Source organism: Streptomyces sp. NPDC029836, assembly GCF_055574495.1.
Window position 1 is genome coordinate 1,088,939 of record NZ_JBVHZI010000002.1, and the last position, 23,288, is coordinate 1,112,226.

At 72.8% G+C, this 23,288-nt stretch carries 19 protein-coding genes and 1 other RNA gene; 11 read left to right on the top strand and 9 right to left on the bottom strand.

The annotated features are described in order from the left end of the window. Positions 1-125 precede the first annotated feature (125 nt). On the top strand, positions 126-401 hold the full coding sequence (locus ACZ4XJ_RS10715; protein WP_362881654.1) for a type II toxin-antitoxin system Phd/YefM family antitoxin: 276 nt from the start codon (positions 126-128) through the stop codon (positions 399-401). Further along, a complete protein-coding gene (locus ACZ4XJ_RS10720; RefSeq protein ID WP_319198016.1) occupies positions 398-655 on the top strand; it encodes a Txe/YoeB family addiction module toxin in 258 nt (85 codons plus the stop codon). Before ACZ4XJ_RS10715 ends, ACZ4XJ_RS10720 begins: the two co-directional genes overlap by 4 nt. Before the next feature lie 62 nt (positions 656-717). Here ACZ4XJ_RS10720 and ssrA read toward each other — a convergent pair. The 5 genes from ssrA to ftsE all read right to left on the bottom strand — a co-directional run bounded on the left by ssrA (position 718) and on the right by ftsE (position 4,717). Continuing rightward, positions 718-1,106, bottom strand: a transfer-messenger RNA (tmRNA) gene (gene ssrA / locus ACZ4XJ_RS10725). 128 nt (positions 1,107-1,234) lie between these two features. Continuing rightward, a complete protein-coding gene (gene smpB, locus ACZ4XJ_RS10730) occupies positions 1,235-1,720 on the bottom strand; it encodes an SsrA-binding protein SmpB (RefSeq protein ID WP_362881658.1) in 486 nt (161 codons plus the stop codon). Between the two features lie 18 nt (positions 1,721-1,738). Next, on the bottom strand, positions 1,739-2,962 hold the full coding sequence (locus tag ACZ4XJ_RS10735; protein WP_468495900.1) for a S41 family peptidase: 1,224 nt from the start codon (positions 2,960-2,962) through the stop codon (positions 1,739-1,741). Positions 2,963-3,029: 67 nt separating this feature from the next. Further along, positions 3,030-4,010, bottom strand: coding sequence for a permease-like cell division protein FtsX (gene ftsX, locus ACZ4XJ_RS10740; protein WP_362881661.1), 981 nt, complete (start codon positions 4,008-4,010; stop codon positions 3,030-3,032). Between the two features lie 17 nt (positions 4,011-4,027). Next, a complete protein-coding gene (gene ftsE / locus ACZ4XJ_RS10745) occupies positions 4,028-4,717 on the bottom strand; it encodes a cell division ATP-binding protein FtsE (protein WP_030240478.1) in 690 nt (229 codons plus the stop codon). Between the two features lie 225 nt (positions 4,718-4,942). Here ftsE and ACZ4XJ_RS10750 point away from each other — a divergent pair, with 225 nt between their 5' ends. Next, positions 4,943-5,134 (top strand): hypothetical protein, encoded by a 192-nt coding sequence (locus ACZ4XJ_RS10750; RefSeq protein ID WP_468495901.1) that lies wholly within the window; start codon positions 4,943-4,945, stop codon positions 5,132-5,134. 108 nt (positions 5,135-5,242) lie between these two features. Here the strand turns inward: ACZ4XJ_RS10750 and prfB are convergent, their stop codons facing one another. Next, positions 5,243-6,352, bottom strand: coding sequence for a peptide chain release factor 2 (gene prfB / locus ACZ4XJ_RS10755; protein WP_362881665.1), 1,110 nt, complete (start codon positions 6,350-6,352; stop codon positions 5,243-5,245). Between the two features lie 319 nt (positions 6,353-6,671). Between prfB and ACZ4XJ_RS10760 the strand changes: the two genes are divergently transcribed. Then, entirely contained in the window at positions 6,672-7,727 is a 1,056-nt protein-coding gene (locus ACZ4XJ_RS10760) for an isopenicillin N synthase family dioxygenase (RefSeq protein ID WP_468495902.1), read from the top strand. Between the two features lie 66 nt (positions 7,728-7,793). Here the strand turns inward: ACZ4XJ_RS10760 and ACZ4XJ_RS10765 are convergent, their stop codons facing one another. After that, complete coding sequence (locus tag ACZ4XJ_RS10765) at positions 7,794-9,053, bottom strand: serine/threonine-protein kinase (RefSeq protein WP_362881669.1); 1,260 nt, start codon at positions 9,051-9,053, stop codon at positions 7,794-7,796. A gap of 220 nt (positions 9,054-9,273) precedes the next feature. Next, on the bottom strand, positions 9,274-11,043 hold the full coding sequence (locus ACZ4XJ_RS10770) for a protein kinase domain-containing protein (RefSeq protein ID WP_468495903.1): 1,770 nt from the start codon (positions 11,041-11,043) through the stop codon (positions 9,274-9,276). A 489-nt stretch (positions 11,044-11,532) separates the two neighbouring features. Between ACZ4XJ_RS10770 and ACZ4XJ_RS10775 the strand changes: the two genes are divergently transcribed. The 5 genes from ACZ4XJ_RS10775 (at position 11,533) to ACZ4XJ_RS10795 (ending at position 20,648) form a co-directional block, all read left to right on the top strand. Then, positions 11,533-14,484 carry an FtsK/SpoIIIE domain-containing protein gene (locus ACZ4XJ_RS10775; RefSeq protein ID WP_362881713.1) on the top strand — a complete coding sequence of 984 codons (2,952 nt, stop codon included), beginning with the start codon at positions 11,533-11,535 and terminating at the stop codon, positions 14,482-14,484. Positions 14,485-14,602: 118 nt separating this feature from the next. After that, positions 14,603-15,991 (top strand): ABC transporter substrate-binding protein, encoded by a 1,389-nt coding sequence (locus tag ACZ4XJ_RS10780; protein WP_362881672.1) that lies wholly within the window; start codon positions 14,603-14,605, stop codon positions 15,989-15,991. A 63-nt stretch (positions 15,992-16,054) separates the two neighbouring features. Continuing rightward, positions 16,055-17,368, top strand: coding sequence for a carbohydrate ABC transporter permease (locus ACZ4XJ_RS10785; protein ID WP_362881674.1), 1,314 nt, complete (start codon positions 16,055-16,057; stop codon positions 17,366-17,368). Beyond that, positions 17,365-18,240 (top strand): carbohydrate ABC transporter permease, encoded by an 876-nt coding sequence (locus ACZ4XJ_RS10790; protein WP_362881676.1) that lies wholly within the window; start codon positions 17,365-17,367, stop codon positions 18,238-18,240. The genes ACZ4XJ_RS10785 and ACZ4XJ_RS10790 overlap by 4 nt, the downstream gene beginning before the upstream one ends. Before the next feature lie 128 nt (positions 18,241-18,368). Beyond that, complete coding sequence (locus ACZ4XJ_RS10795) at positions 18,369-20,648, top strand: bifunctional glycosyltransferase/CDP-glycerol:glycerophosphate glycerophosphotransferase (protein ID WP_468495904.1); 2,280 nt, start codon at positions 18,369-18,371, stop codon at positions 20,646-20,648. A gap of 63 nt (positions 20,649-20,711) precedes the next feature. Here ACZ4XJ_RS10795 and ACZ4XJ_RS10800 read toward each other — a convergent pair whose 3' ends face one another. Beyond that, on the bottom strand, positions 20,712-21,326 hold the full coding sequence (locus ACZ4XJ_RS10800; RefSeq protein ID WP_468495905.1) for a TetR/AcrR family transcriptional regulator: 615 nt from the start codon (positions 21,324-21,326) through the stop codon (positions 20,712-20,714). Between the two features lie 147 nt (positions 21,327-21,473). On the opposite strand from ACZ4XJ_RS10800, the gene ACZ4XJ_RS10805 reads away from it, so the two are divergent. Both ACZ4XJ_RS10805 and ACZ4XJ_RS10810 read left to right on the top strand, forming a co-directional pair. After that, positions 21,474-22,394, top strand: coding sequence for an ABC transporter permease (locus ACZ4XJ_RS10805; RefSeq protein WP_468495906.1), 921 nt, complete (start codon positions 21,474-21,476; stop codon positions 22,392-22,394). Positions 22,395-22,476: 82 nt separating this feature from the next. After that, positions 22,477-23,220, top strand: a complete 744-nt coding sequence (locus tag ACZ4XJ_RS10810; protein ID WP_468495950.1) for an ABC transporter ATP-binding protein — start codon at positions 22,477-22,479, stop codon at positions 23,218-23,220. The last annotated feature ends 68 nt before the right edge of the window (positions 23,221-23,288 follow it).

Consider the following 23,288-nt stretch of genomic DNA (forward strand, 5'->3'; position numbering starts at 1 on the left):
CCTTTACCTTCGAGGAGCACCGAGGAGCACCGGAACCGGAGGAAGAGGAGACCCCCTTCCAGATAGGTACCAGTTCACGGTACCGGTCTCGTACCGTAAACTGGTACGAACGAGAAGGAGTGATCATGTCCATGAGCGCCAGCGAAGCACGGGCCAACCTCTTCCCCCTCATCGAACGCGTCAACACCGACCACCACCCGGTGCGGATCACGTCGCGCGGCGGCGACGCCGTCCTCATGTCCGCCGACGACTACGACTCCTGGCAGGAGACCGTCTACCTGCTGCGCTCCCCGGCCAACGCCCGGCGGCTGATGGAGGCCGTCGCCCGCGACCGGGAGGGTGCGCCCACGACGGTGACATCCCTCGATGAGCTTCGGGAGTTGGCCGGAGGCGAGGAGTGAGGAGCGTCCACTTCGACTCCGACGCCTGGGAGGACTTCCTCTTCTGGCTCGCGTCCGACCGGAAAATGGCTCGCAGGATCACCCGTCTGATCGGGGAAATCCAACGCGACCCGTTCACCGGCATCGGCAAGCCCGAGCCCCTGAAGGGAGAGCTGTCCGGCTACTGGTCCCGCCGCATCGACGACGAGCACCGCCTCGTGTACCGGGCGGACGAGAAGGAAGTGAAGATCCTCAAGGCCCGGTATCACTACTGACCCCGCCCGGACATGACGAAGGCCCCGCAGCCAGGAGCTGCGGGGCCTTCGCCTACATGGGGTGGTGGAGATGGCGGGAATCGAACCCGCGTCCAACGGTGCAGAAGTAGGGCTTCTCCGAGCGCATTCCGCTGCGCTTTTCTCGGCCCCGGAGATCACACGGACAAGTCTCCGACGGGCTCAGTCACTGTTTGATTTCCCTCTATCCCCCGTGACCGGAGTTAGAGGTTTAGATCCCTAATTGACGCCAGGATCCGGACCGGGACCACTTCCGGGCTGACGCTCCTCACAGAGGCTTCAGCTCACTGTTATTAGGCAGCGAGGGTGAAGCGGGAGTTATCGCTCTTGGAGTTGGCGATTATTGTTTGCGACATATGGTTAACGAGATCATTGCCGCTTCCTCGGCTCGCTTCCCCTACATCGACAGCCGCTGTCGAAACCGATCATCCCCATGTTTCACGCTGTTCAGTTATTGAGATCCAGCGGGCGCTCTCCATGCGTCCCGCTCGACCGGCGCCACCCGCAAGCGCGTGGTGCTGACGCCATCGTACGCGAAGTGGACCACTGCGTGCCAGGACATTAGAGCCGGCCCCGCTCCTTGCGCTTGACGGCCGAGATCACCCGGTTCGTCTCGCGCGTGTCCTGCTTCTCGCGCAGCGACTGCCGCTTGTCGTACTCCTTCTTGCCCTTCGCCAGCGCGATCTCGATCTTCGCCCGGCCGTCCTTGAAGTAGAGGGCGAGCGGCACGATCGTGTTGCCGGTCTCCCCCGTCTTCGAGTCCAGCTTGTCGATCTCCTCGCGGTGCAGGAGGAGCTTGCGCTTGCGCCGCGCGCTGTGGTTGGTCCAGGTGCCCTGGCTGTACTCCGGCACGTGCACGTTGTAGAGCCACGCCTCGCCGCTCTCCACCGACACGAACCCGTCCACCAGCGAGGCCCGGCCCTGACGCAGGGACTTGACCTCGGTGCCCGTGAGCACGAGACCGCACTCATAGGTGTCGATGATCGTGTAGTCGTGCCGCGCCTTCTTGTTCTGGGCGATCATCTTGCGCCCTGTTTCCTTAGCCATAGTGCGGTCATTTTCGCACTACGGACCCACCCCGAGGCCACCCAATACCTTGCGCGCCCGTTCCTCGGCCCCTTCGCGGGCCGCGAGGTCCGGGGTGATGCCGCCGCCGTCGAGGCTGCGGCCCGCCGGCGTGCGGTACGTGCCGACGGTCAGCTCGGCCACCGAGCCGTCCGGGAGCTCCGTGGGCATCTGCACCGAGCCCTTGCCGAAGGTGCGGGTGCCGACGGTGACCGCGCGGCCGCGGTCCTGGAGGGCGCCGGTGACGAGTTCGGCCGCGCTCATCGTGCCGCCGTCGACGAGGGCGACCAGGGGCCGCCCGGTGTCCCCGCCCGGGGCGGCGTACAGGGCGCGCTCGGAGCCCCGTACGTCGTACGTCGCCACCAGCCCGCCGTCCAGGAACGCGGAGGCCGCGGTCACCGCCTCGGCGACCAGCCCGCCCGGGTTGCCGCGCAGGTCCAGCAGGACGCCGGCGCCGGGCGGCGCCTCGCGGACGGCCGCCCGCACCCGCTCCCCCGAGCCGCGGGTGAAGGAGTCGACCTTGATGACGGTGACCCCGTCCGCGAGCCGGCGCACCGTCACCGGCTCGGCGCGCAGTTGCTCCCGGCGGACGGTCTCGGTGAGGTCCGCGCCGTCCCGGCTGAGGTGCAGCACCACCGGTGTGCCGGCCTCGCCGCGCAGCAGCGCCACCACGTCGACCACGGCGAGGCCGGTGACGGCCCGCCCGTCCACGCTCAGCAGTCGGTCCCCGGCGCGCAGGCCGGCCCGGGCGGCGGGGCCGGCGGCCTGGACGCGGTCGACGCGGATCCAGCCCTCGCGGGTGCGTTCGGCCCAGAGCCCGACCCCGGTCCACCGGCCGTCGAGGTCCTCGGCGAAGGCGGCGTACTCGCCCCGGTCGTAGACGATGCCCCAGCGGTCCCCGCTGCGGCTGACCACCTCCTGGGCGGCCTTCTTGCCGGACTTGCCCTCGGCGACCGCCTCGGCGGCGGCCCGGGCGACGGCCTCCCGGTCGGCGGTGCCGCTCGCCCGGGGCGCGTCGGGGACGGCGGCGGGCGCGGGGCCCGGCGTCGGCCCGGAGGCGGCGGCCCGCGCGGGAACACTCGTACGGGCGAGGGCGCCGGCATGCGCGGCGTCCCGGTGGCCGGTGCTCGCGGCGGCGACGACGGAGGTCACGAACACCAACGTCAGGACGGCCCCACGACGCAGGTCGCGGGGCCGGAGACGGTGAGCGGGCAGACCCGGCATGGCGCCGAGTCTAGGACAAGGCCCGCCGTGGCACGGCGGGTTGGACGTACCTCACAGGGGGCGCTCGTCACACCTTCAGGTACTTGCGCAACGCGATGAAGGCGGCCAGCGAGGGCATCAGCAGCCCGATGACCAGCACCAGCGGCAGCTTGGTGAGGACGGCGTCCCAGCCGATGAAGTTGATCAGTTCGAGCTTGTCGCGGAGCGCGGCGCCGTGGTCGATCACGAAGTACTGGCCGGTGCCCAGCATCACGCAGGCCAGGACCGCCCCGATGAGGCCGGCGACGGCCGCCTCCATGATGAACGGGACCTGGATGTAGAAGCTGGAGGCGCCGACGAGCCGCATGATGCCCGTTTCCCGCCTTCGGCTGAAGGCGGAAACCCGCACGGTGTTGACGATCAGCAGCAGCGCCACGACCAGCATGATCAACATGATGCCGAGGGCCGCCCAGTTGAGGTAGCCGAGCAGCTTGAAGAGGTTGTCGAGCTGCGAGCTCTGGTCGGCGACCGACTGAACCCCGTCGCGGCCCGTGAAGGCGGAGGTGATGACCTCGTACTTCTCCGGGTTCTTCAGCTTCACGCGGAAGGAGTCGGGCATCTGGTCCGGGGTGACGACCGAGGCCAGTGCCGTGTGCCCGAAGCGCTCCTTGTAGTGCTTGTACGCCTCGTCCGAGGACTCGTACGTGACGGTCTGGACGAGCGTCATCGCCTTGAGCTCGGTCTCGATGCCCTGGCGCTGCTCGGGCGTCACGGCCCCCTTGGCGCAGGCGCGCGGCGAGCCGACCGCGTCGGACGCGCCGCCGGCGGCGGGCGGGCCGGCGGCCGCGGTCCCGGCGGCCTCCAGGGCGTCGTTCTTGGTGCAGAGGTAGACCGTGACGTTGACCTTGTCGTACCAGTACCCCTTCATCGCGCTCACCTGGTCGCGCATGAGCAGGGAGCCACCGAACAGGGCCAGCGACAGGGCCACGGAGATGATGACCGCGAAGGTCATGGTGAGATTGCGGCGGAGGCCGACGCCGATCTCCGACATGACGAACTGGGCGCGCATGACGTCTCAGGGGCCTTTCAGTGCTGGTAGCCGTAGACGCCGCGCGACTGGTCGCGCACGAGTCGGCCCTGTTCGAGTTCGATGACGCGCTTGCGCATCTGGTCCACGATCTGCTGATCGTGCGTCGCCATGATGACGGTGGTGCCGGTCCGGTTGATCCGGTCCAGCAGTTTCATGATCCCGACGGAGGTCTGCGGGTCGAGGTTGCCCGTCGGCTCGTCCGCGATCAGCAGGGCCGGACGGTTGACGAAGGCGCGGGCGATGGCCACGCGTTGCTGCTCGCCGCCGGACAGCTCGCCGGGCATCCGGCCCTCCTTGCCGCCGAGGCCCACGAGTTCCAGTACCTGCGGGACGGCCTTGCGGATCTCGCCCCGCGGTTTGCCGATGACCTCCTGCGCGAAGGCGACGTTCTCGGCGACCGTCTTGTTGGGCAGCAGCCGGAAGTCCTGGAAGACCGTCCCCAGCTGGCGCCGCATGTGCGGGACCTTCCAGTTGGAGAGCTTGGCGAGGTCCTTGCCCAGGACGTGCACCTGGCCGTGGCTGGCCCGCTCCTCGCGCAGGACGAGGCGCAGGAAGGTGGACTTGCCGGAGCCGGAGGAGCCGACCAGGAAGACGAACTCGCCCTTGGCGATGTCCAGGGAGACATCTCTGAGTGCGGGCCGGTTCTGCTTCGGGTAGGACTTGGAGACGTTGTCGAATCGGATCACGGGTGCACCACGGGGTCGCCGGGAGTAGGTGTGCGTGACCATACGCGAACGGACGGTGGGTGTGGACCCGGCCACCTCAGTTGCCCGAATAATCCCCGGGTACCCCCGCAGCCCGATCGTGATTGCCCGGACGGGCCGCGCCGAATGCCCTCGGAGCCGGCACAGTGGTAGAGGGAACGGACTCGGTCCCTGTGCCGTTGTACGAGGGGACGAGAGGAGGAGCGCATGACTTATGACCGGCTCGTGTGCGCGAACTGCGCCGCGCCCGTCAGCCAGGGCCGGTGCCCGGTGTGCCGGGCGAACCGGAAGCACCTCCAGCAGGAGGGCAACCCCTTCGCCGGGCTGAACCCGGTGACACTCATCGCGCTTCTGGTGGTGCTGGTCGCGGCGCTGGCGCTGGCGGCGCAGGCCGCCTAGCCCGCGACACGTCCCGATCACACGGAATGGGGAAGGGCCCGGACACCCACGGTGTCCGGGCCCTTCCTCGCGTCGTACCGTGCTGGGCCCCGCCTCGCGGGAAGTCCGTTACGCGGACTGCTCCTGCTGCTTGCGCCAGCGGATCCCGGCCTCCAGGAAGCCGTCGATCTCGCCGTCGAGGACCGCCTGCGGGTTGCCGACCTCGAACTCCGTCCGCAGGTCCTTGACCATCTGGTACGGGTGCAGGACGTAGGAGCGCATCTGGTTGCCCCAGGAGCTTCCGCCGTCCTTGAGGGCGTCCATCTTGTCCTTCTCCTCCTGGCGGCGCCGTTCCAGCAGCTTGGCCTGGAGCACGTTCATCGCGCTGGCCTTGTTCTGGATCTGCGAGCGCTCGTTCTGGCAGGAGACGACGATGCCGGTCGGCAGGTGCGTGATGCGCACCGCGGAGTCGGTCGTGTTGACGCCCTGGCCGCCGGGACCGGAGGCGCGGTACACGTCCACGCGCAGCTCGGTCTCGTCGATCTCGACGTGGTCGCTCGTCTCGACGACCGGCAGCACCTCGACGCCCGCGAAGGAGGTCTGGCGGCGGCCCTGGTTGTCGAAGGGCGAGATCCGGACGAGCCGGTGCGTGCCCTGTTCGACGGAGAGGGTGCCGTAGGCGTAGGGGGCCTTGACGACGAAGGTGGTCGACTTGATGCCGGCCTCCTCCGCGTACGAGGTCTCGTACACCTCGGTCGCGTAGCCGTGCCGCTCGGCCCAGCGCAGGTACATGCGCTGGAGGCGCTCGGCGAAGTCGGAGGCGTCGACGCCGCCGGCCTCGGCGCGGATGTTGACCAGGGCCTCGCGCTCGGCGTACTCGCCGGAGAGCAGGGTCCGGACCTCCATCTCGTCCAGCGCCTTGCGCACGGAGACCAGCTCGGTCTCGGCCTCGGCGAGGGTGTCCGCGTCGTCCATTTCCTGGGCGAGCTCGAACAGCACCGCGAGGTCGTCGATGCGCCCGCGCAGGTTCTCGGTCTTGCGGACCTCGGCCTGGAGGTGCGAAAGCTTGCTCGTGATCTTCTGGGCGGCATCCGGGTCGTCCCACAGGGACGGCGCGGCGGCCTGCTCCTCAAGCACGGCGATATCGGCCCTCAGCTTGTCGAGGTCCAGGACGGCCTCGATCGACCCCATGGTCGAGGAGAGGGACTTCAGCTCTTCGGATACATCGACAACTGCCACGGGCCCAGCCTAGCCGGTCCCCGGACGGCACTCTCCGGTCAGGCCGGATCGGCACGTACGGAAGGGGGTGGGTACAGGCGTACGCTCACCGTATGACTGTCCTCCTCCTCGTGAAGCGCCGCCATGTGGACCACATGCGTGTCACGACGACGAGCTGTCTGCCGACGGAACACGCACGAGCCTGATCCACCCCGATCCGACTTCGGTCCTGTACGCGGCGGTCACGCGGCCCCGGCGCCACCCCTGCCGACCTGCCGTTCCTCCGCTGCCCCGCCATCTTTGGGGCGCAGGACCCCGTGACATCCGAAACGGAGCCGTCATGCCGTCCGCGCACCCCTCCTCCTCCGCGGCCGCCTCTCCCGTGGCCCCTTCCGCCCCGCCGACCGCCTCCCTGGCTGTGATCGACCTCTCCCGGGCCGACGACCCCGCGCAGCGCGACGACTTCCTGCGGCAGCTCCACGCGGCCGCCCGGGACACCGGGTTCCTCTACCTGACCGGGCACGGGATCAGCGAGCGGGAAACCGCTCGGATCCTGGAGCTGACCAGGGCCTTCTTCGCACTGCCGGAGGCCGACAGGCTGGCCGTGAGCAATCTGAACTCCCCGCACTTCCGCGGCTACACACGCATAGGTCACGAGCTGACGGGCGGCGCCTCCGACTGGCGCGACCAGCTGGACGTCGGCGCGGAACGGCCCGCGCCGCGGGTGGGGCCGGGGGATCCCGCGTACCTGTGGCTGGAGGGCCCCAACCAGTGGCCGGCGGCCCTGCCCGAGCTGCGGGAGGTGGTGCTGTCCTGGCAGTCCCGGCTGGCGGCGGTGGCCCACCGGCTGCTGCGGGAGCTGCTGGCCTCGATCGGCGCGGCCCCCGACGCCTTCGACGCGATCTTCGCGAACCGCCCCCACCTGCACACGAAGCTGATCCGCTACCCCGGCTCGGCCCCGTCGGGCGCCGATCAGGGCGTCGGCGCGCACAAGGACTACGGGTTCCTGACCCTGCTGCTCCAGGACGGGGTGGGCGGGCTCCAGGTGGTGCGGGACGGCGGCTACGTCGACATCCCGCCGATGCCGGGGGCCTTCGTGGTCAACCTGGGCGAGCTGCTGGAGATCGCGACGGAGGGCTACCTGGTGGCGACCGACCACCGGGTGGTGAGCCCGCCGGGCGCGGTGGAGCGGTTCTCGGTGCCGTTCTTCTACAACCCGCGGCTGGACGCGGTGGTGGAGACGGTCCCCGGGGAGTACCTGCGCACGGCCCCCGGGGTGGCGCACGACGCGTCGAACCCGCTGCACGCCGAGTACGGCCGCAACGAGCTGAAGGGCTGGGTACGGGCCCACCCGGCGGTGGCCCGCCGTTGGCACCCGGAACTGGTCACGGCCTGACGGCCGCCGACCCGGACCCGTTCGGGGTCCGGGCCGGCGCACGACCCCGTAGCGGGCGGCCGTGTCCTACGGTCGGGCGGGCGCCGAGCGCTTGCCGTCCTGCGGCGGGGCCTGGCCCTCGTCGTCGCCGGACAGGGCGAGCCAGCTGCCCAGTCCCACGGCGGCGGCCAGCGCCACCGCCGACGCGGACATCACCAGCCTCCGCTTGCGCGCGGCCTCGGCGCGGTGCCGGGCGGACCCGGGCCGGTGCCCGCCGGCGGGACGCGGGACGCGGGCGGTGCCCAGCGCCCCGCCCGCCAGCTCGTCCGGGCCCGGGACCCGCATGGAGGTGTGGGTGTCGCGGTTGGAGTCGGTGGCGGAACCGGGGACCAGCGGGACCACGCCCCGGCGCCGGACCGGGTCGGCCGGCAGGTCCTCGGCCTCCGGTTCCTCCGGCTCGGCGTCGTCCGGTTCGTCCACGTCCAGCGGCGGCATGCCGGCCAGCAGCGGCAGCAGGTCGCGCAGCCGCGCCGACAGCTCGGAGGCGCGGAGCCGGGAGGCGGGGGCCTTGGCCAGGCACTGCACCATCAGCTGCCACAGCTCGTCCGGGATGCCAGGCAACGGGACCACGGTCTCCGTGACGTGCCGGCGCAGCACCGCGCCCGGGTGCCCGCCGCCGAAGGGGGTGAAGCCCGCCAGCAGCTCGTACAGCACCGTGGCCAGGGCGTATATGTCGACGGCGGCCCGCGGCGGCAGGCCCTCCACGATCTCGGGGGCCAGGTAGTCGGGGGTGCCGATGATCCGGGTCGGGGACGACGCCCGCGTCCCGGGCGCCCCGGAGGCCCGGCGCGGGGAGTCGATGAGCTTGGCCACGCCGAAGTCGGTGAGCAGCGCGGGGTGCGCGCCGCCCGGGCCGAGCGGGCCCTGCATGTCGAGGAGGACGTTCTCCGGTTTGACGTCCCGGTGGACGACGCCCGCCGCGTGTGCGGCGGCCAGCGCGTCCGCGACGTCCGCGACGATGGCCACGGCCGCCTCGGGGGCGAGTCTGCGCTCGCGGTCGAGGCGCGTGCGCAGGTCGGTGCCGCGGACGAGGTCCATGACGAGGGCGAGGTCGTTGCCGTCGACGACGAGGTCGCGGACGGAGACGACGTGCGGATGGTCCAGGCCGAGCAGCGCGCTGCGCTCCTGTACGAACCGTCCGACGAGTTCCTGGTCGGACGCGAGGTCCTCGCGCAGCAGTTTGACGGCGACGGGCCCGTCCGGCCCCTCGCCCAGCCACACCGTGCCCGCGCTGCCGCGCCCCAGGATCTGGTGCGCGGTGTACCGGCTGCCGATCTTCCGTGCCAAGACTGCTCCCTCAGCGGCTGGCGTACGCACCAAAGCTACGCGGCCGAATGGGGGTTGAGCGCTCCGGATCGCGGCGACCTTCACTTCTGGGGGCGAAATCACGTCCCGGATGTCGACAAATCCACGAACTCGGCGCTACGGACGGCCGCTCCGGCGCTCCGCCGGGCCGCCGGAGCGGGCCGGCGAGCGCCGGAGGGAACGTACGGAGGGCCGGTCCCGCTCAGGGAGTGGCGGAGCCGTCCCCGCCGGCGCCGCCGACGGAGGTGACCCAGTCGACGGTGTCGGAGCCCCAGGTCCACACCTGGTCCCACCAGCCGCGGCCGGTGCCGACCCATTCCTGGAGCGGGGTCAGTTCCCAGACCAGCCAGCCCGCCACGAAGAACAGCAGGATCATGACGAGGCAGCCCTTGAGGCAGCCCAGGCCGGGGATCCGCACCGGGTTGGCGCTGCGCCGGCGCGGCTCGCGGGGTTCGCGCGGGGGCCGCGGAGCCCGCTGCTGCGGCGGCGGGGACTGCGGCGGCTGCTGCTGCGGCGGCTGCCGGTACTGGGGCTGCTGCGGCTGCTGGTACTGCTGGGGCGGCGGCTGCGGCTGGTATTGCTGAGGCTGGTGCTGCGGCTGCTGCGGCCCCCGGTGCTGCGGCTGCTGGTACTGCTGCGGCGGCTGCGACTGCTGCTGGTAGTGCTGCGGCGGCGGGGCCGGGCGGTACTGGGGAGGCTGCTGCGGCTGCTGCGGCGGGCGGGGCTGGTGCTGCGGGGGCGGCGGGGCCTGGCGCTGCGGGCGGCGGCGCAGCGGGTCCTGGCTCGGGTCGAGGTAGTGCATCTGCGTCTGCTCGTTGCGGTCGCGGACGGCCCGCATCTGCGACTGCCACGGGTGCGCGGCGTCCGGCTGCTGCACGGGCGGCATGACGGAGGTCGCCTCGGCGGGCGCCGCCCCGGTGGTGGGCAGCACGGTGGTGGCGTCGGCCCCGCCGATGGGCGGCATGACGCTGGTCATGGCGTTGGGGTCGTACGCGTCCTGCGGGCCGGCCGGCGCGTGCGCCGGGCCGATGACCCCGGGCGTCGCCGGGACCGGGGCGGGCGAGGGGTCGGGGGCGAGCAGGGCGCCGACCCCGAGGGCGGCCTCGACCTCGGCCGGCGAGGAGTGCACGCCGATGCCGGAGGCGACCACGCGCAGGCCGCGGGCCAGGCTCTGGGCGCTGGGGCGCTCGTCGGGTTCCTTGCGCAGGCAGCGCTCGATGACGATCCACACGGGTTCGGGCAGGGTCGCGGGTCGCTGCGGCTCCTCGCTGAGGTGGCGGTGGAGCACTTCGAGCGCGGAGCCGCCCGCGAACGGCGGCCGGCCGGTGACCAGCTCGTACAGGAGGATGCCGGCGCCGTAGATGTCGACCGCGGAGGTCTGCGGGCGTCCCTCGGCGGATTCGGGGGCCACGTAGGCGGGGGTGCCGACGAACTCGTGGGTGCGGGTCAGGCCCGGGGAGTCGGCCAGGCGCGCGATGCCGAAGTCGGTGAGCATCGGCTTCATCTGGCCGTTGCTCTCGTCGAGCAGCACGTTGGCCGGCTTGAGGTCGCGGTGGACGACGCCGTCGGCGTGGCTGGCGGCGAGCGCGTCCGCGATCTGGGCGGTCAGCAGGCTCGCGGCGACCGGGCTGAAGGGGCCGTTGGCGCGGAGGTACTTGTGCAGGTCGGGACCGTCGATCAGGTCCATGACCAGCGCCAGCAGGTCCCCCTCGACGACGAGGTCGCGGGTGCGCACGATGTTGGGGTGCGTCAGGCGCAGCAGGACGGAGCGTTCGCGCAGGAAGCGCATGACGATGTCCGCGTCCTGGGCCAGCTCCTCCTTGAGGACCTTGATGGCCACGGTCTCGCCGGGCTGCCCGGCGACGGCTGCCTCCGCACCGGCGGTCTCCCGCTGGCGGGCACGCCAGACAGTGCCCGTGGCGCCGCGTCCGAGCGGCTCCTCGAGCAGGTACTTGCTGCCGACTGGCCGCACGTCTCGCGCTCCCCTGCTGTCGTCTGTTCCGGTGTTCGGGGCTTCCGGTTCCCGGCTGGGACCGGAGTTCCTCGGCTGATTCCGCTGGATGGGTTTCGGCCCCCCAACTCTAGGGGGTGTCCTCGGGGAAGACGCGGGGCGACGGAGGTTGGTTGCCGCACATATGTACGAAGAGTGAGATTCACCGGGTATGCCGGGGGCGTTTTCGCTCGGATTTCATCCGGCGGCCTGTCCGGATTTGTTCGGTCCGGACGCCCCCGCCGACCGATCAAGATCATTTGTTGCCGGGCGCCGGGCGTGTTGTGCGTGACAGGTGCGAGGATGCACCCGTACGGAACGGCCGGGACGGGAGCCCTGCCCTTCCGGCGTACCTGACCGGACGACGCGTCCGCGCCGGGTGGGGGTGGTCGGGCAGGCATGTCCCACCGGTTCCCCGCCGGGCGCACGCACCGCGCACTGCGCTCCGCGCAGAAGGGACCGCTGACGGCGATGCAGATCCGGCTGACCGTCCTTGGGTCGCGCAGCGGCCACCAGACCGCCGGCGCGCCGGCCAGTGGTGACGTACTCGTCACCGCGCCCGCCGGTACCCCGCTGGCCGCCGTGGCCTCCGGGCTCGCCGCGACCGCGGGCGGCCCCGACACCGGTGGAACCGTGGTGCTGTACGCCGGCTCGCAGCGCCTCGATCCGCAGCGGGCCGTCCTGGGCGAGCCGCCGCTGGTCGACGGGGCGGTGCTGGCCCTGCACACCCCGCTGCCGAACGCCGACGCGCTGCCCGACGAGGGCCCCGGCGGCGCGCAGCTGCACGTGGTGGCCGGCCCGGACGCGGGCGGGGTGCACCTGCTGCACCCCGGAGCGATCCGGATCGGGCGCTCGGCGGACGCCGACGTACCGCTCGACGACCCGGACGTGTCACGGCTGCACTGCGCGGTGACCGTGATGGCGGACGGCCGGGTCGCGGTGGCCGACCTCGGATCGACGAACGGCACCACGCTCGACGGGACGCCCGTCGGACCCCGGCCGGTCGCGCTGGCCCCGGGAGCCCTGCTGCGGATCGGCGAGTCCACGCTGCGGCTGGCCCGCGGGGGCCCGGCCCCCCTCGCCGTGGTCCCGGACCTGGAGGGTCACCTGTCCCTGACCCGCCCCACCGACGGGCGCGAGCCGGAACCGACCCCGCCCCCGACCCCCGACGCCGGTACGAGCGCCGCCCCGCGCGAGCCCGCCCCGTACGCGGCCGGCGACCCCGACGGCGGCGACCCGGCCGGCGCCGCCGACCCGTACGCCGATCCGTACGGCGGCGCGGGCCCCGACGCGTCCCCGACCGGCGGTGCCCGGCCGCGCCGCGGGATCGGGGCCTGGGCCCGCAAGTGGGTCCGGGGCGAGGAGGTCGAGCCGGAGGCCGTGGTGGAACCGGAGGCGCCCGTCGCCGCGGCGCCCGACCCCGACGAGCCCGCCGCGCTGCTGCTGGCCGCCCTCGGGCCCACCGACCGGCTCTGGTCGCGCGGGGCCGGGCACCCCCGGCTCCTGGAGGTCGGCCTCGGCGCCGGCAGCCGGGTCCCGCTGCTCACCACCGGCTCGCTCGGCATCGCCGGCCCGCGGGCCCGACTGACCGGGGTGGCCCGCTCGGTCGTCGCCCAGCTGGCCGCGCTGCACCCGCCCGGGCAGCTGGAGATCGTCCTGATCGCCGCCGACCGGGCCCGGCCCGTGCAGGAACGCCTCCGGGACTGGGGCTGGTTGGGCTGGCTGCCCCACGTACGGCCCGCGCACGGACAGGACTGCCGGCTGCTGCTGGCGTACGACCGCGACCAGGCCGCGGCCCGGGCCGGGGAACTGACCCGGCGGCTGGACGACAGCCCGCTCGGCACCCCCTGGGCCGGCGCGGACCCGGCCGCCGTGCGGGAGGCGGCCCGCGGCTACGAGGGGCCGCGCACGGTCGTCGTCGTCGACGGCGATCCCGGCTCGGGCGCCCTGCGGGACCTGACCGGCCGGCTGGCCTCGCACGGTCCGGCCGCCGGGATCCACGTCGTCGCCCTCGCGGAGGCCTCGGCGGCCACGCCCGCCTCCCCGGTGCTCACCACGTACGAGAGCGCCTGCGCGGCCACCCCCGCCTTCCGCGACTGCGCGACGGCCGCCCTGCTCAGCGGGGACGTCGCCACGGCCGTACGGACCTTCGCGGTCAGCGGCGGCAGACCCGTGGCGCCCGGCGGTACCGCCGTCGCCGACGGCGTCTCCGCCGCCTGGGCGGAGCGCTTCGCCCGGGCGCTGGCCCCACTGCGCGCGGACGCGCCGGCCGCCGGCGACGGGTACCGGCCCGCCGCCGCGAACCTGCCCGCGGCCTCGCGGCTGCTGGACGAACTGGGGCTGGCCCGGGCCACCCCGGCCTCCCTGATGGCGCGTTGGGCCGCCGCGACCGAGCAGGGGCAGGGTGTCGGCGGCCTCGCGGAGATCGTCCTCGGCACCGGCAAGCGCGGCCCGGTCGGCGCGGAACTGGCCCACGAGGGCCCGCACCTGCTCATCGAGGGGCCGGCCGGCAGCGGCCGTACGGAGCTGCTGCGCTCCCTGGCCGCCTCGCTGGCGGCGGCGGCCCGCCCCGACCGTCTCGCCCTCCTGCTCCTCGACGGCGCCGGCGGGGAACGCGGCGACGGCCTCCTGCCCTGTACGGAGCTGCCGCACGTCTCGGCGCACCTGGTGGCGTCCGACCCCGTGCGGATGCGGGAGTTCGCGCAGGCCCTCGGCGCCGAACTCAAGCGCCGCCACGAGCTGTTGGACGGCATGCCCTTCGCGGAGTGGCACGCCCACCGGACGCTGTCCGACCACATGGTCTCCCCGCGCCGGCCCGCCCCCGGCGAGCAGCACGGCGACCTGGATCCGTCGCGCACCGGGACCCTGCGGCTGCGCGCCTCGACCCCGCGCACCGATCCGGCGGCGGGTCCCAGTCCGTTGCCCCGGCTGGTGGTGCTGGTCGACGACTTCGACGCGTTGGTGGCGCCCGCCCTGGGCAGTACGGGCCGGCCCGCGGCCGGTTCGGTGGTGCGGGCGCTGGAGGCGGTGGCCCGCGAGGGGACCCGGCTCGGGGTGCACCTGATCGCGGCGACGGCCCGCCCGGAGCGTACGTCGGACTCCGAGCCGGCCCGACTGGCGGCGCTGCGCGTCGTGTTGGACTCCCCCGACCAGCCGGGTCCCGGGCGCGGGGTGCTGCGGTACGCCGACGGGCGCCGGGTGCCGTTCCAGGGCGGTCGGGTCACGGGCCGGATCCCGCGGACGGCGACGCTGCGGCCGACGGTCGTGCCGGTGGAGTGGGACCGGATGGGCGACCCGCCGGCCCGCCGGCCGGTGCGCGAGTTGGGCAACGGTCCGACCGACCTGGCCCTGCTGGCCAGCGCCCTCGAACGGGCCTCCCACCTGGTGTCGGCGGTGCCCGTGCTGTTCCCGCCGGCCCCCTGACGTCCTCCCCCGTTCCACCGGTGCCCCCGCGAGGCGGTATTGCGGGGGTGCGCGGGGCGGCGTAGACCTTGTGGCACGGGACACACCATCAAGGCCACACGGCATCGGGGGCACCACCATGCGACGCCAGCGAGCACAGCGAAGTACGGGCCGTACGAGGGGCCTCGCGCACAGCGGGGCGTGGACGGCCCTGGCCGCGGCGGGGGCGCTGACCCTCGCCGGCTGCGGGGACGGCAAGGATCCGGAGTCCGGCCCCCCGCAGGGGGAGCGGCCCTCGGCCAACCGCGTGCAGTTACCGCAGTTGCCCGGCGAGAAGCTGGAGGTCGCGGCGGTGTGGACGGGCCCGGAACAGGCCAACTTCACCAAGGTGCTCAAGGAGTTCGAGAAGCGGACCGGGGCGAGCGTCACCTTCGTCCCGGCGCAGGACCCGATCGTCACGTTCCTCGGTACGAAGGTGGCGGGCGGCGCCCCGCCGGACGTGGCGCTGCTCCCGCAGGTGGGGGCGTTGCGGGCGGCGGTGCAGAACAAGTGGGCGCAGCCGGTGGGTCCGGAGGCGAAGGCCCAGCTCGACGCGAACTACTCGGCGGGCTGGAAGGACCTCGGCGCGGTCGACGGCACCCAGTACGGCGTGTACTACAAGGCGGCCAACAAGTCGCTGATCTGGTACAACGCGAAGGTCTTCGAGGCGGCGGGGGTGACGCCCCCGAAGACGTGGAAGGACCTCGTGGCCGCGGCCGACACGCTCTCGGCGTCCGGTACGCCGGCGGTGTCGGTGGCGGGGGCGGACGGTTGGACGCTGACGGACTGGTTCGAGAACGTCTACCTCTCCCAGTCGGGTCCGCAGAAGTACGACCAGTTGGCCAAGCACGAGCTGAAGTGGACGGACGACAGCGTCAAGCAGGCGCTGACGACGCTCGGCGAGTTGTTCGGGCGCAAGGACTTCCTGGCGGGCGGCCAGAGCGGGGCGCTGTCGACGGAGTTCCCGAAGTCGGTGACGCAGACGTTCACCGGTGGTGACCGGCCGGCGGCGGCGATGGTCTTCGAGGGCGACTTCGTGGCGGTGAACATCGCGCAGACCGAGGCGAAGGTGGGTGAGGACGCCCTGGTGTTCCCGTTCCCGGCGGTGGGCGCGAAGCCTCCGGTGGTGTCGGGCGGTGACGTGGCGGTGGCGTTGAAGCCGTCGAAGGGCGCGCAGGCGCTGTTGACGTTCCTGGCGTCGCCGGACGCGGCGGAGATCCAGGCCCGGGAGGGCGGTTTCGTCTCACCGAACAAGGCCGTGGACCCGGCCGCCTATCCGAACGACATCCAGCGCGGGATCGCGAAGTCGCTGATCGCGGCGGGCGACGACTTCCGCTTCGACATGTCGGACCAGGCTCCCGCGGCGTTCGGCGGTACGCCCGGCTCGGGCGAGTGGAAGGCGCTCCAGGACTTCCTGGCGAACCCGGCGGACGTGGCGGGGGCCCAGGCGAAACTGGAGGCGGAAGCGGCCAAGGCGTACGGGGGCTGACCGGTGGCGGCCACGACTTCACGGGAGCCGACCCCGGGTACGCCGGCCCCGGCCGGGCCGACCGTGCGGAAACCGGTCCCGGGCAGGTCGGCCGAGGAGCGACGGCGGCGACTGATCGCGGCGGCGTTCCTGCTCCCGGCCCTCGTCCTGCTGGGCGCCCTCGTGGTGCACCCCATCGGCTACTCGGTGTACCGCAGCTTCTTCGACCGCTCCGGCGGCGCGTTCGTCGGCGGAGCCAACTACCGGGAGATCCTGGGCGACGACACGATCCGTACGGCCCTGACGAACACCGCGGTGTGGGTGGTGCTGGCGCCGACGACGGCGACCGCGCTCGGCCTGATCTTCGCGGTGCTGACCGAACGGGTGCGCTGGGGAACGGCGTTCAAGTTGATCGTCTTCATGCCGATGGCGATCTCCATGCTGGCGGCGGGGATCATCTTCCGGCTGGTGTACGACCACGACCCGGGCAAGGGCGTCGCCAACGCCGTCTGGGTGGGGGTGCACGACACCTTCGCGGAGTCCTCGGCCTTCCCCCGGGCGCGCCCGGGCCGCGACTCGCCGCTGGAGCCCGTCGCCGGCGGCGCGTTCGAGACGCGCGAGCCGGTACGGGCCGGCGCGGCGGTCCTGCTCCCGCTGGTCGGGGTGGCGCCGGAGGACCTGCCGCAGGGAACCCGTACGGCGAAGGCGGCCGGCTCGGATCCGCTGAAGGTCACCGGCACGGTCTGGCAGGACTTCACGCGGGGCGGCGGCGGGACGACGAACGCCGTGGACCCCACCGAGTCGGCGTTCGCCGGGATGCGCGTCGAGGCGGTCAAGGACGGCAGGGTGGTGGAGTCGGCGACGACCCGCGCCGACGGCATGTTCCTGATGTCCGCGAAGGCGGACGGGGCGCGGCTGCGGCTGCCCGCCGAGAACTTCCGGGAGGCGTACGCGGGGGTGCAGTGGCTCGGTCCGACGTTGGTGACCCCGGCGGTGATCGGGGCGTACGTCTGGATGTGGGCCGGTTTCGCGATGGTGCTGATCGGGGCCGGGTTGGCGTCGGTACCGCGGGAGCTGTTGGAGGCGGCGCGGGTGGACGGGGCGAGCGAGTGGCAGGTGTTCCGCAGGATCACGGTGCCGTTGCTGGGGCCGGTCCTGGTGGTCGTGCTGGTGACGCTCGTCATCAACGTCATGAAGGTCTTCGACCTGGTCTTCGTGATCGCGCCGGGGGCGGTCCAGGACGATGCGAACGTGCTCGCGCTCCAGCTGTACCGGACCTCGTTCGGCACGGACGCCGATCCGGGATTGGGCAGCGCCATCGCCGTCCTACTGCTGGTGCTGGTGGTGCCGGTGATGCTGGTGAACATCCGTCGGCTGCGCAAGGAGGGATCGCGATGAGCGGCGCCGCGGGTGGACGGACCGCGTCGGCCGGCCGGGCGGTGGCCGCGCGGGTGGCGTCGGGGGCGGTGCGGGTGTTCCTGGTCGTCGTCGCCGTGTTCTGGCTGGTGCCCGCGCTCGGGCTGCTGCTGTCCTCGTTCCTGGCTCCCGACGACCTGAACCGGGGCGGCTGGTGGCAGGTGCTGACCGCGCCGTCACGACTGACGGCGTCGAACTACGGGCGGCTGCTGGAGAACGACACGATCACCGGTTCGCTGCTGAACACGGTGGCGATCGCCGTCCCGGCCACGCTGCTGGTCCTGGTGCTGGGCGCGTTCGCCGGATACGCCTTCGCCTGGATGGAGTTCCCCGGGCGGGACTGGCTGTTCCTGCTCGTCGTCGGCCTGTTGGTGGTCCCCGTGCAGGTCGCGCTGATCCCGGTGTCGGAACTCTTCGGCGCCATCGGCCTGTTCGAGACGACGGCGGGCGTGGTGTTGTTCCACACGGCGTTCGGGCTGCCCTTCGCGGTGTTCCTGCTGCGGAACTTCTTCGCGGAGATCCCGCGCGAGCTGTTGGAGGCGGCGCGCCTCGACGGGGCGGGCGAACTGCGGCTGTTCGCGCGGGTGGTGCTGCCGCTCGGCGGGCCGGCCCTCGCCTCGCTCGGCATCTTCCAGTTCCTGTGGGTGTGGAACGACATGCTGGTCGCGCTGGTCTTCGCCGACTCGGCGAACCCGCCGGTGACGGTGGCGCTCCAGCAGCAGGTACGGCAGTTCGGGAACAACATCGACGTCCTGGCCCCCGGCGCGTTCCTGTCGATGGTGGTCCCGCTCGTCGTGTTCTTCGCCTTCCAACGGCAGTTCGTGACGGGGGTGATGGCCGGAGCGGTCAAGTGATCCATTGGCGATCACGTCGTTGACGTGGGACGTTGACGCCAGGTCATCCGAATGCCGCAGCCGGCGTAACCCGATCACCACACCCGGGGTTCCTGGGCCATATGCCCGCGCCGACCCCTGGATGTGCCGTGCCCCGGTTCAGCGTCATCGTGCCCGCGTACAAGGTTCAGGCGTACCTCCAGGAGAGTCTGGATTCGGTCCTGTCCCAGTCGTACCCGGATCTGGAGCTGATCGCGGTCGACGACGCCTCCCCGGACGCCTGCGGTGCGATCATCGACGAGTACGCGGCCCGCGACCCCCGCGTCACGGCCGTGCGCCTGGAGCACAACCAGGGCCCGGGACCGGCCCGCAACGCGGGTCTGGCCCGGGCCGGCGGCGACTACCTGATCTTCCTCGACGGTGACGACACCCTCGCCCCGGGCGCCCTCCAGGCCGTCACCGACCGGCTCAAGGCCACCGGATCGCCCGACGTCCTCGTCCACGACCACGCGCGCGTCCTGTGGACCGGCGAGGTGGTGCGCGACCGGGTCGGGGACCGGTTGAGCGAGCAGGGCCCGGCCAGTTTCCGGCTGACGGACCGCCCGGAGCTGCTCGGCATGCCGATGGTGGTGTGGAACAAGGCGTACCGCCGCGCGTACGTGGAGCGCGAGGGCCTCACCTTCCCGCCCGGCTTCTACGAGGACACCCCCTGGACCTGTCCGGCGCTGCTGGCCGCCGAGTCCGTGGCCGTCCTGGACCGGGTGTGCGTCCACCACCGCGAGCGCCGCACCGGCTCGATCCTCACCACCTCCAGCCGCCGCCACCTCGACCTCCTCGACCAGTACGAGCGGGTCTTCGGCTTCCTCGGCGCCCGACCCGAGCTGGAGCGTTGGCGACCGACCGTGTACCGGCGGATGGCCGAGGACTTCTGCGCCCTGTACGCCGACCCGCGCCGCCTGCCGCGCGCGGGGCGCGCCGAGTTCTTCGCCCGGGCCGCCACCCTGCTGCGCGGCCACCGGCCCCCGGTCGGCCCGGCCGGGGGGCGGTGGCGCCGCAGCGGGGTGACGACCCGGACGGACCGGCTGCGGCACGCCCTGATGCGGCTCGGAGCCCGGCGGACCCACCGGGCGCTGTCGCTGGCGCGCCGGGCCGCCCTGACCGCGGGCGGCGGGGCCCGGGTGCTGGGCCGGGGCCTGCGCGAGACGCTGCTGCGGCTGCACTACCGGATCCAGCGGTGGCTGCCGCTGCGCCCGGAGCTGGCGGTCTTCTCCGCGTACTGGCACGGCGGTTACGCCTGCAACCCGGCGGCGATCGAGGCGAAGCTGCGCGAACTGGCGCCGCGGATGCGGACGGCGTGGATCTGCGACCCGGAGCACGCGGCGACGCTGCCCGCGGCGACGACCGCGCTGCGTCCCGGTTCCGCCGCGTACTGGACGGCCCTCGCCCGGGCCACCTACCTGACCACGAACGTCAACTTCGACCGTGCGCTGGTCAAGCGGCCCGGGCAGATCCTGACGCAGACCCAGCACGGCACCCCCCTCAAGCGGGTCGGCCTGGACCTCCGGGACCGGCCGGCGGCGACCCCGACGACGGACTTCGCTGGGCTGCTGCGGGGCGCCGACCAGTGGGACTACCTGCTCTCCGCGAACCGTCACTCCACCCTGGTCTGGGAGCGGGCGCTGCCGTCCTCGTACACCACGCTGGAGTACGGCTACCCGCGCAACGACGTCTTCCACCGGGCCGGCCGCGCCGAGGTGCTGGAGCTGCGCGAGCGCCTGGGCATCGCGCCGGGTTCCACCGCGATCCTGTACGCCCCCACGCACCGGGACTACCGGCGCAGCCGCCCCGACCACCTGGACTTCGAGCGGGTGCTGCGCGATCTGGGCCCGCGCTTCACCGTGCTGGCCCGTACGCACCTGACGTACGCGGGCACCACCGCGCCGTGGGAGCCGCACCCGCGGCTGATCGACGTCTCGGCGCACCCCTCGGTGGAGGAGCTGTGCCTCGCCTCGGACGCGCTGGTCACCGACTACTCGTCCCTGATGTTCGACTACGCGACCCTGGACCGGCCGATCGTGATCCACGCCGACGACTGGGAGGCGTACGAGGCCGCCCGCGGCACCTACTTCGACCTGCGGGCGTGCCCGCCGGGGGCGATCGCCCGCACCGAGGACGAGCTGGTGGACATCTTCGCCACCGGCCACTGGCAGGGCTCCCGCTCGGCCCAGCTGCGGGCCTCGTTCCGCTCGCGGTTCTGTGCCCACGACGACGGCCACGCGGCCGAACGCGTCGTGCGCCGGGTCTTCCTGGGGCAGGCCGTCCCGCTGCCGACCACCGTCCCGCCGGCGGAACGCCGGCCGGCGCCCGCCGCGCCCGCCCCGGCGCCGGAGCCGACGTTGGCGAACCTCGGCGCGGGCTTCGGCTTCTGAGCGCTCCCCCGCCGGCCGCCGGCTTCCGCCGGGCGGGCTTCCGCCGGGCGGGCCGGGTACGGGTCAGCCGGCCCGCAGGCCGGCGACCACCGAGCGGGCCAGCTCGTCCAGGTAGCCGGCCGGCACCGGTTCCCGTACGACCACCTGCCGCCAGTACAGCGGGCCGATCGCCAGGTCCAGGGCGCGGTCGGGGCGTGTCGACTCCGGCAGTTCGCCGCGCGCGACCGCCTGGGACACGATCCCCTCGGCGAGCCGGCGCTGACCGTCCAGGATCGCGCCGCGCACCGCGTCCGCGATCTCGGGGTTGCGCGCGGCCTCGACCAGCAGGTCGGGGATGACCGCCGAGGCCACGGGGTGGCGCAGCACGTGTGACATCACCTCCAGCAGGGCCCGTACGTCCCCCCGGAGCGAGCCGGTGGCCGGCACCGGCAGGCCGTCGACGGCGAAGGCGCCGACGAGGTCCAGGACCAGGTGCAGCTTCGACTTCCAGCGGCGGTAGACGGCGGTCTTGCCGACCCCGGCACGGCGGGCGATTCCCTCGATCGACATCCGCGCGAAGCCCACCGCCGCCAGCTCCTCGACCACGGCCGCCCGGATCGCCTCGGTGACGTCCTCGCGCAGGACGGCGGCCCCGGCGGGGGCTCGGCGGGCAGGGCTGGCTGCGGGCTCGGAAGTCATGCGGCGAGCATAGCCGCGCACACCGACCCCCGTCCGTCACGACGATACGGTTGCGTTCCGTCGTGGACGGGCCTAGTGTCCACGTAGCGACGATACGGACCCGTCCCTTCGCCATCCGGTGCCAAGCCCCCGTCGAAAGCGACCCCTGTGACCGCGACCACCGTGACCACCGCGACCGCCCCGGCGGAGCACGCGCCACCGCCCACCCCGGCCGAGCTGGCCGCGGCCCACGGCCTGACCGTCAGCGGCGCCCGCCCCACGCTCCCCCAGTACGTCGCGCAGCTCTGGGACAGGCGCCACTTCGTGACGGCGTACGCCACCGCCCGCATGCACGCCACGTACAGCACGGCCAAGCTCGGGCAGGTCTGGCACCTGGTGACCCCGCTGCTCAACGCGGCCGTCTACTACTTCATCTTCGGCCTCGTGATGCGGGCCGACCACGACGTGCCCGACTACGTGCCGTTCCTGATCACCGGCGTCTTCGTGTGGGACTTCATCGGCAGTTCCATCAATACCGGCACCCGCGCCATCCACGGCAACCTGGGCCTGGTGCGCGCCCTGCACTTCCCGCGCGCCAGCCTGCCGCTGTCCTCCGTCGTCCAGCTCTTCCAACAGCTGCTCGTCACGATGGGCGCGCTGGTCGTCCTGCTCCTGGCCTTCGGCCAGACCCCGTCCTTCTCCTGGTTCCTCGCCGTCCCGACGCTCTTCCTGATGGCGGTCTTCTGCGCCGGCTGCGCCATGGTCATGGCCCGCATCGGCAGCAAGAACCCCGACGTCAGCCAGCTGATGCCGTTCGTGCTGCGGACCTGGATGTACTCCTCGGGCGTCATGTGGTCGATCGACAGCTTCCTGCGCGCCGACGACCTGCCGCACTGGGTGCTGTTGGCCCTGAAACTCAACCCGGCGGCCGTCTACATCGACCTGATGCGCTTCTCCCTGATCGACAGCTTCGGGACCGGTTCCCTGCCCCACCACGTCTGGCCGATCGCCATCGGCTGGGCCCTGCTCGCCGGCGTCGGCGGGTTCGTCTACTTCTGGAAGGCAGAGGAGGAGTACGGCCGTGGCTGACACGTCGACCCGCACCGCACCCGTTTCCGTATCCGCGTCCGCACGGACCGCCGCGCCGGTCCCCGACACCCGCGTCCCGACCGTGATCGCCGACGAGGTACACGTCGTCTACCAGGTCCACGGATCCGGCGCCCGCAAGGGCGGCGCCACCGCCGCCCTCAGCCGCGTCTTCTCCCGCCGACCGGCCCCCGGCGTCCGCGAGGTGCACGCCGTCAAGGGCGTCAGCTTCACCGCGTACAAGGGCGAGGCCATCGGCCTCATCGGCTCCAACGGCTCCGGCAAGTCCACCCTCCTCAAGGCCATCGCCGGACTCCAGCCGGTGGCCTCGGGCACCGTCTACTCGCACGGCCGGCCCTCGCTCCTCGGGGTGAACGCCGCCCTGATGAACGACCTGACCGGCGAACGCAACGTGGTCCTGGGCGGCCTCGCGATGGGCATGTCCCGGGAACAGGTCCGCGAGCGCTACCCGGACATCGTCGACTTCTCCGGCATCAACGAGAAGGGCGACTTCATCTCACTGCCCATGCGCACCTACTCCTCCGGCATGGGCGCCCGGCTGCGCTTCTCCATCGCCGCCGCCAAGGACCACGACGTCCTGATGATCGACGAGGCCCTCGCCACCGGCGACGCCGCCTTCCAGCGCCGCAGCCAGGCCCGCATCGAGGAACTCCGCGAGCGCGCCGGCACCGTCTTCCTCGTCAGCCACGGCATCGGCACGGTCCGCGAGACCTGCGACCGGGCGATCTGGCTGGAATCGGGCGTCCTGCGCATGGACGGCCCCTCAGCCGAGGTCTGCGACGCCTACGAGGCGTTCACCCGCGGCTGAGCGGGCGCCGCACCCACCACGGGGAAGGCCCCGGTTCCCGGACGTGGTCCGGGAACCGGGGCCTTCCC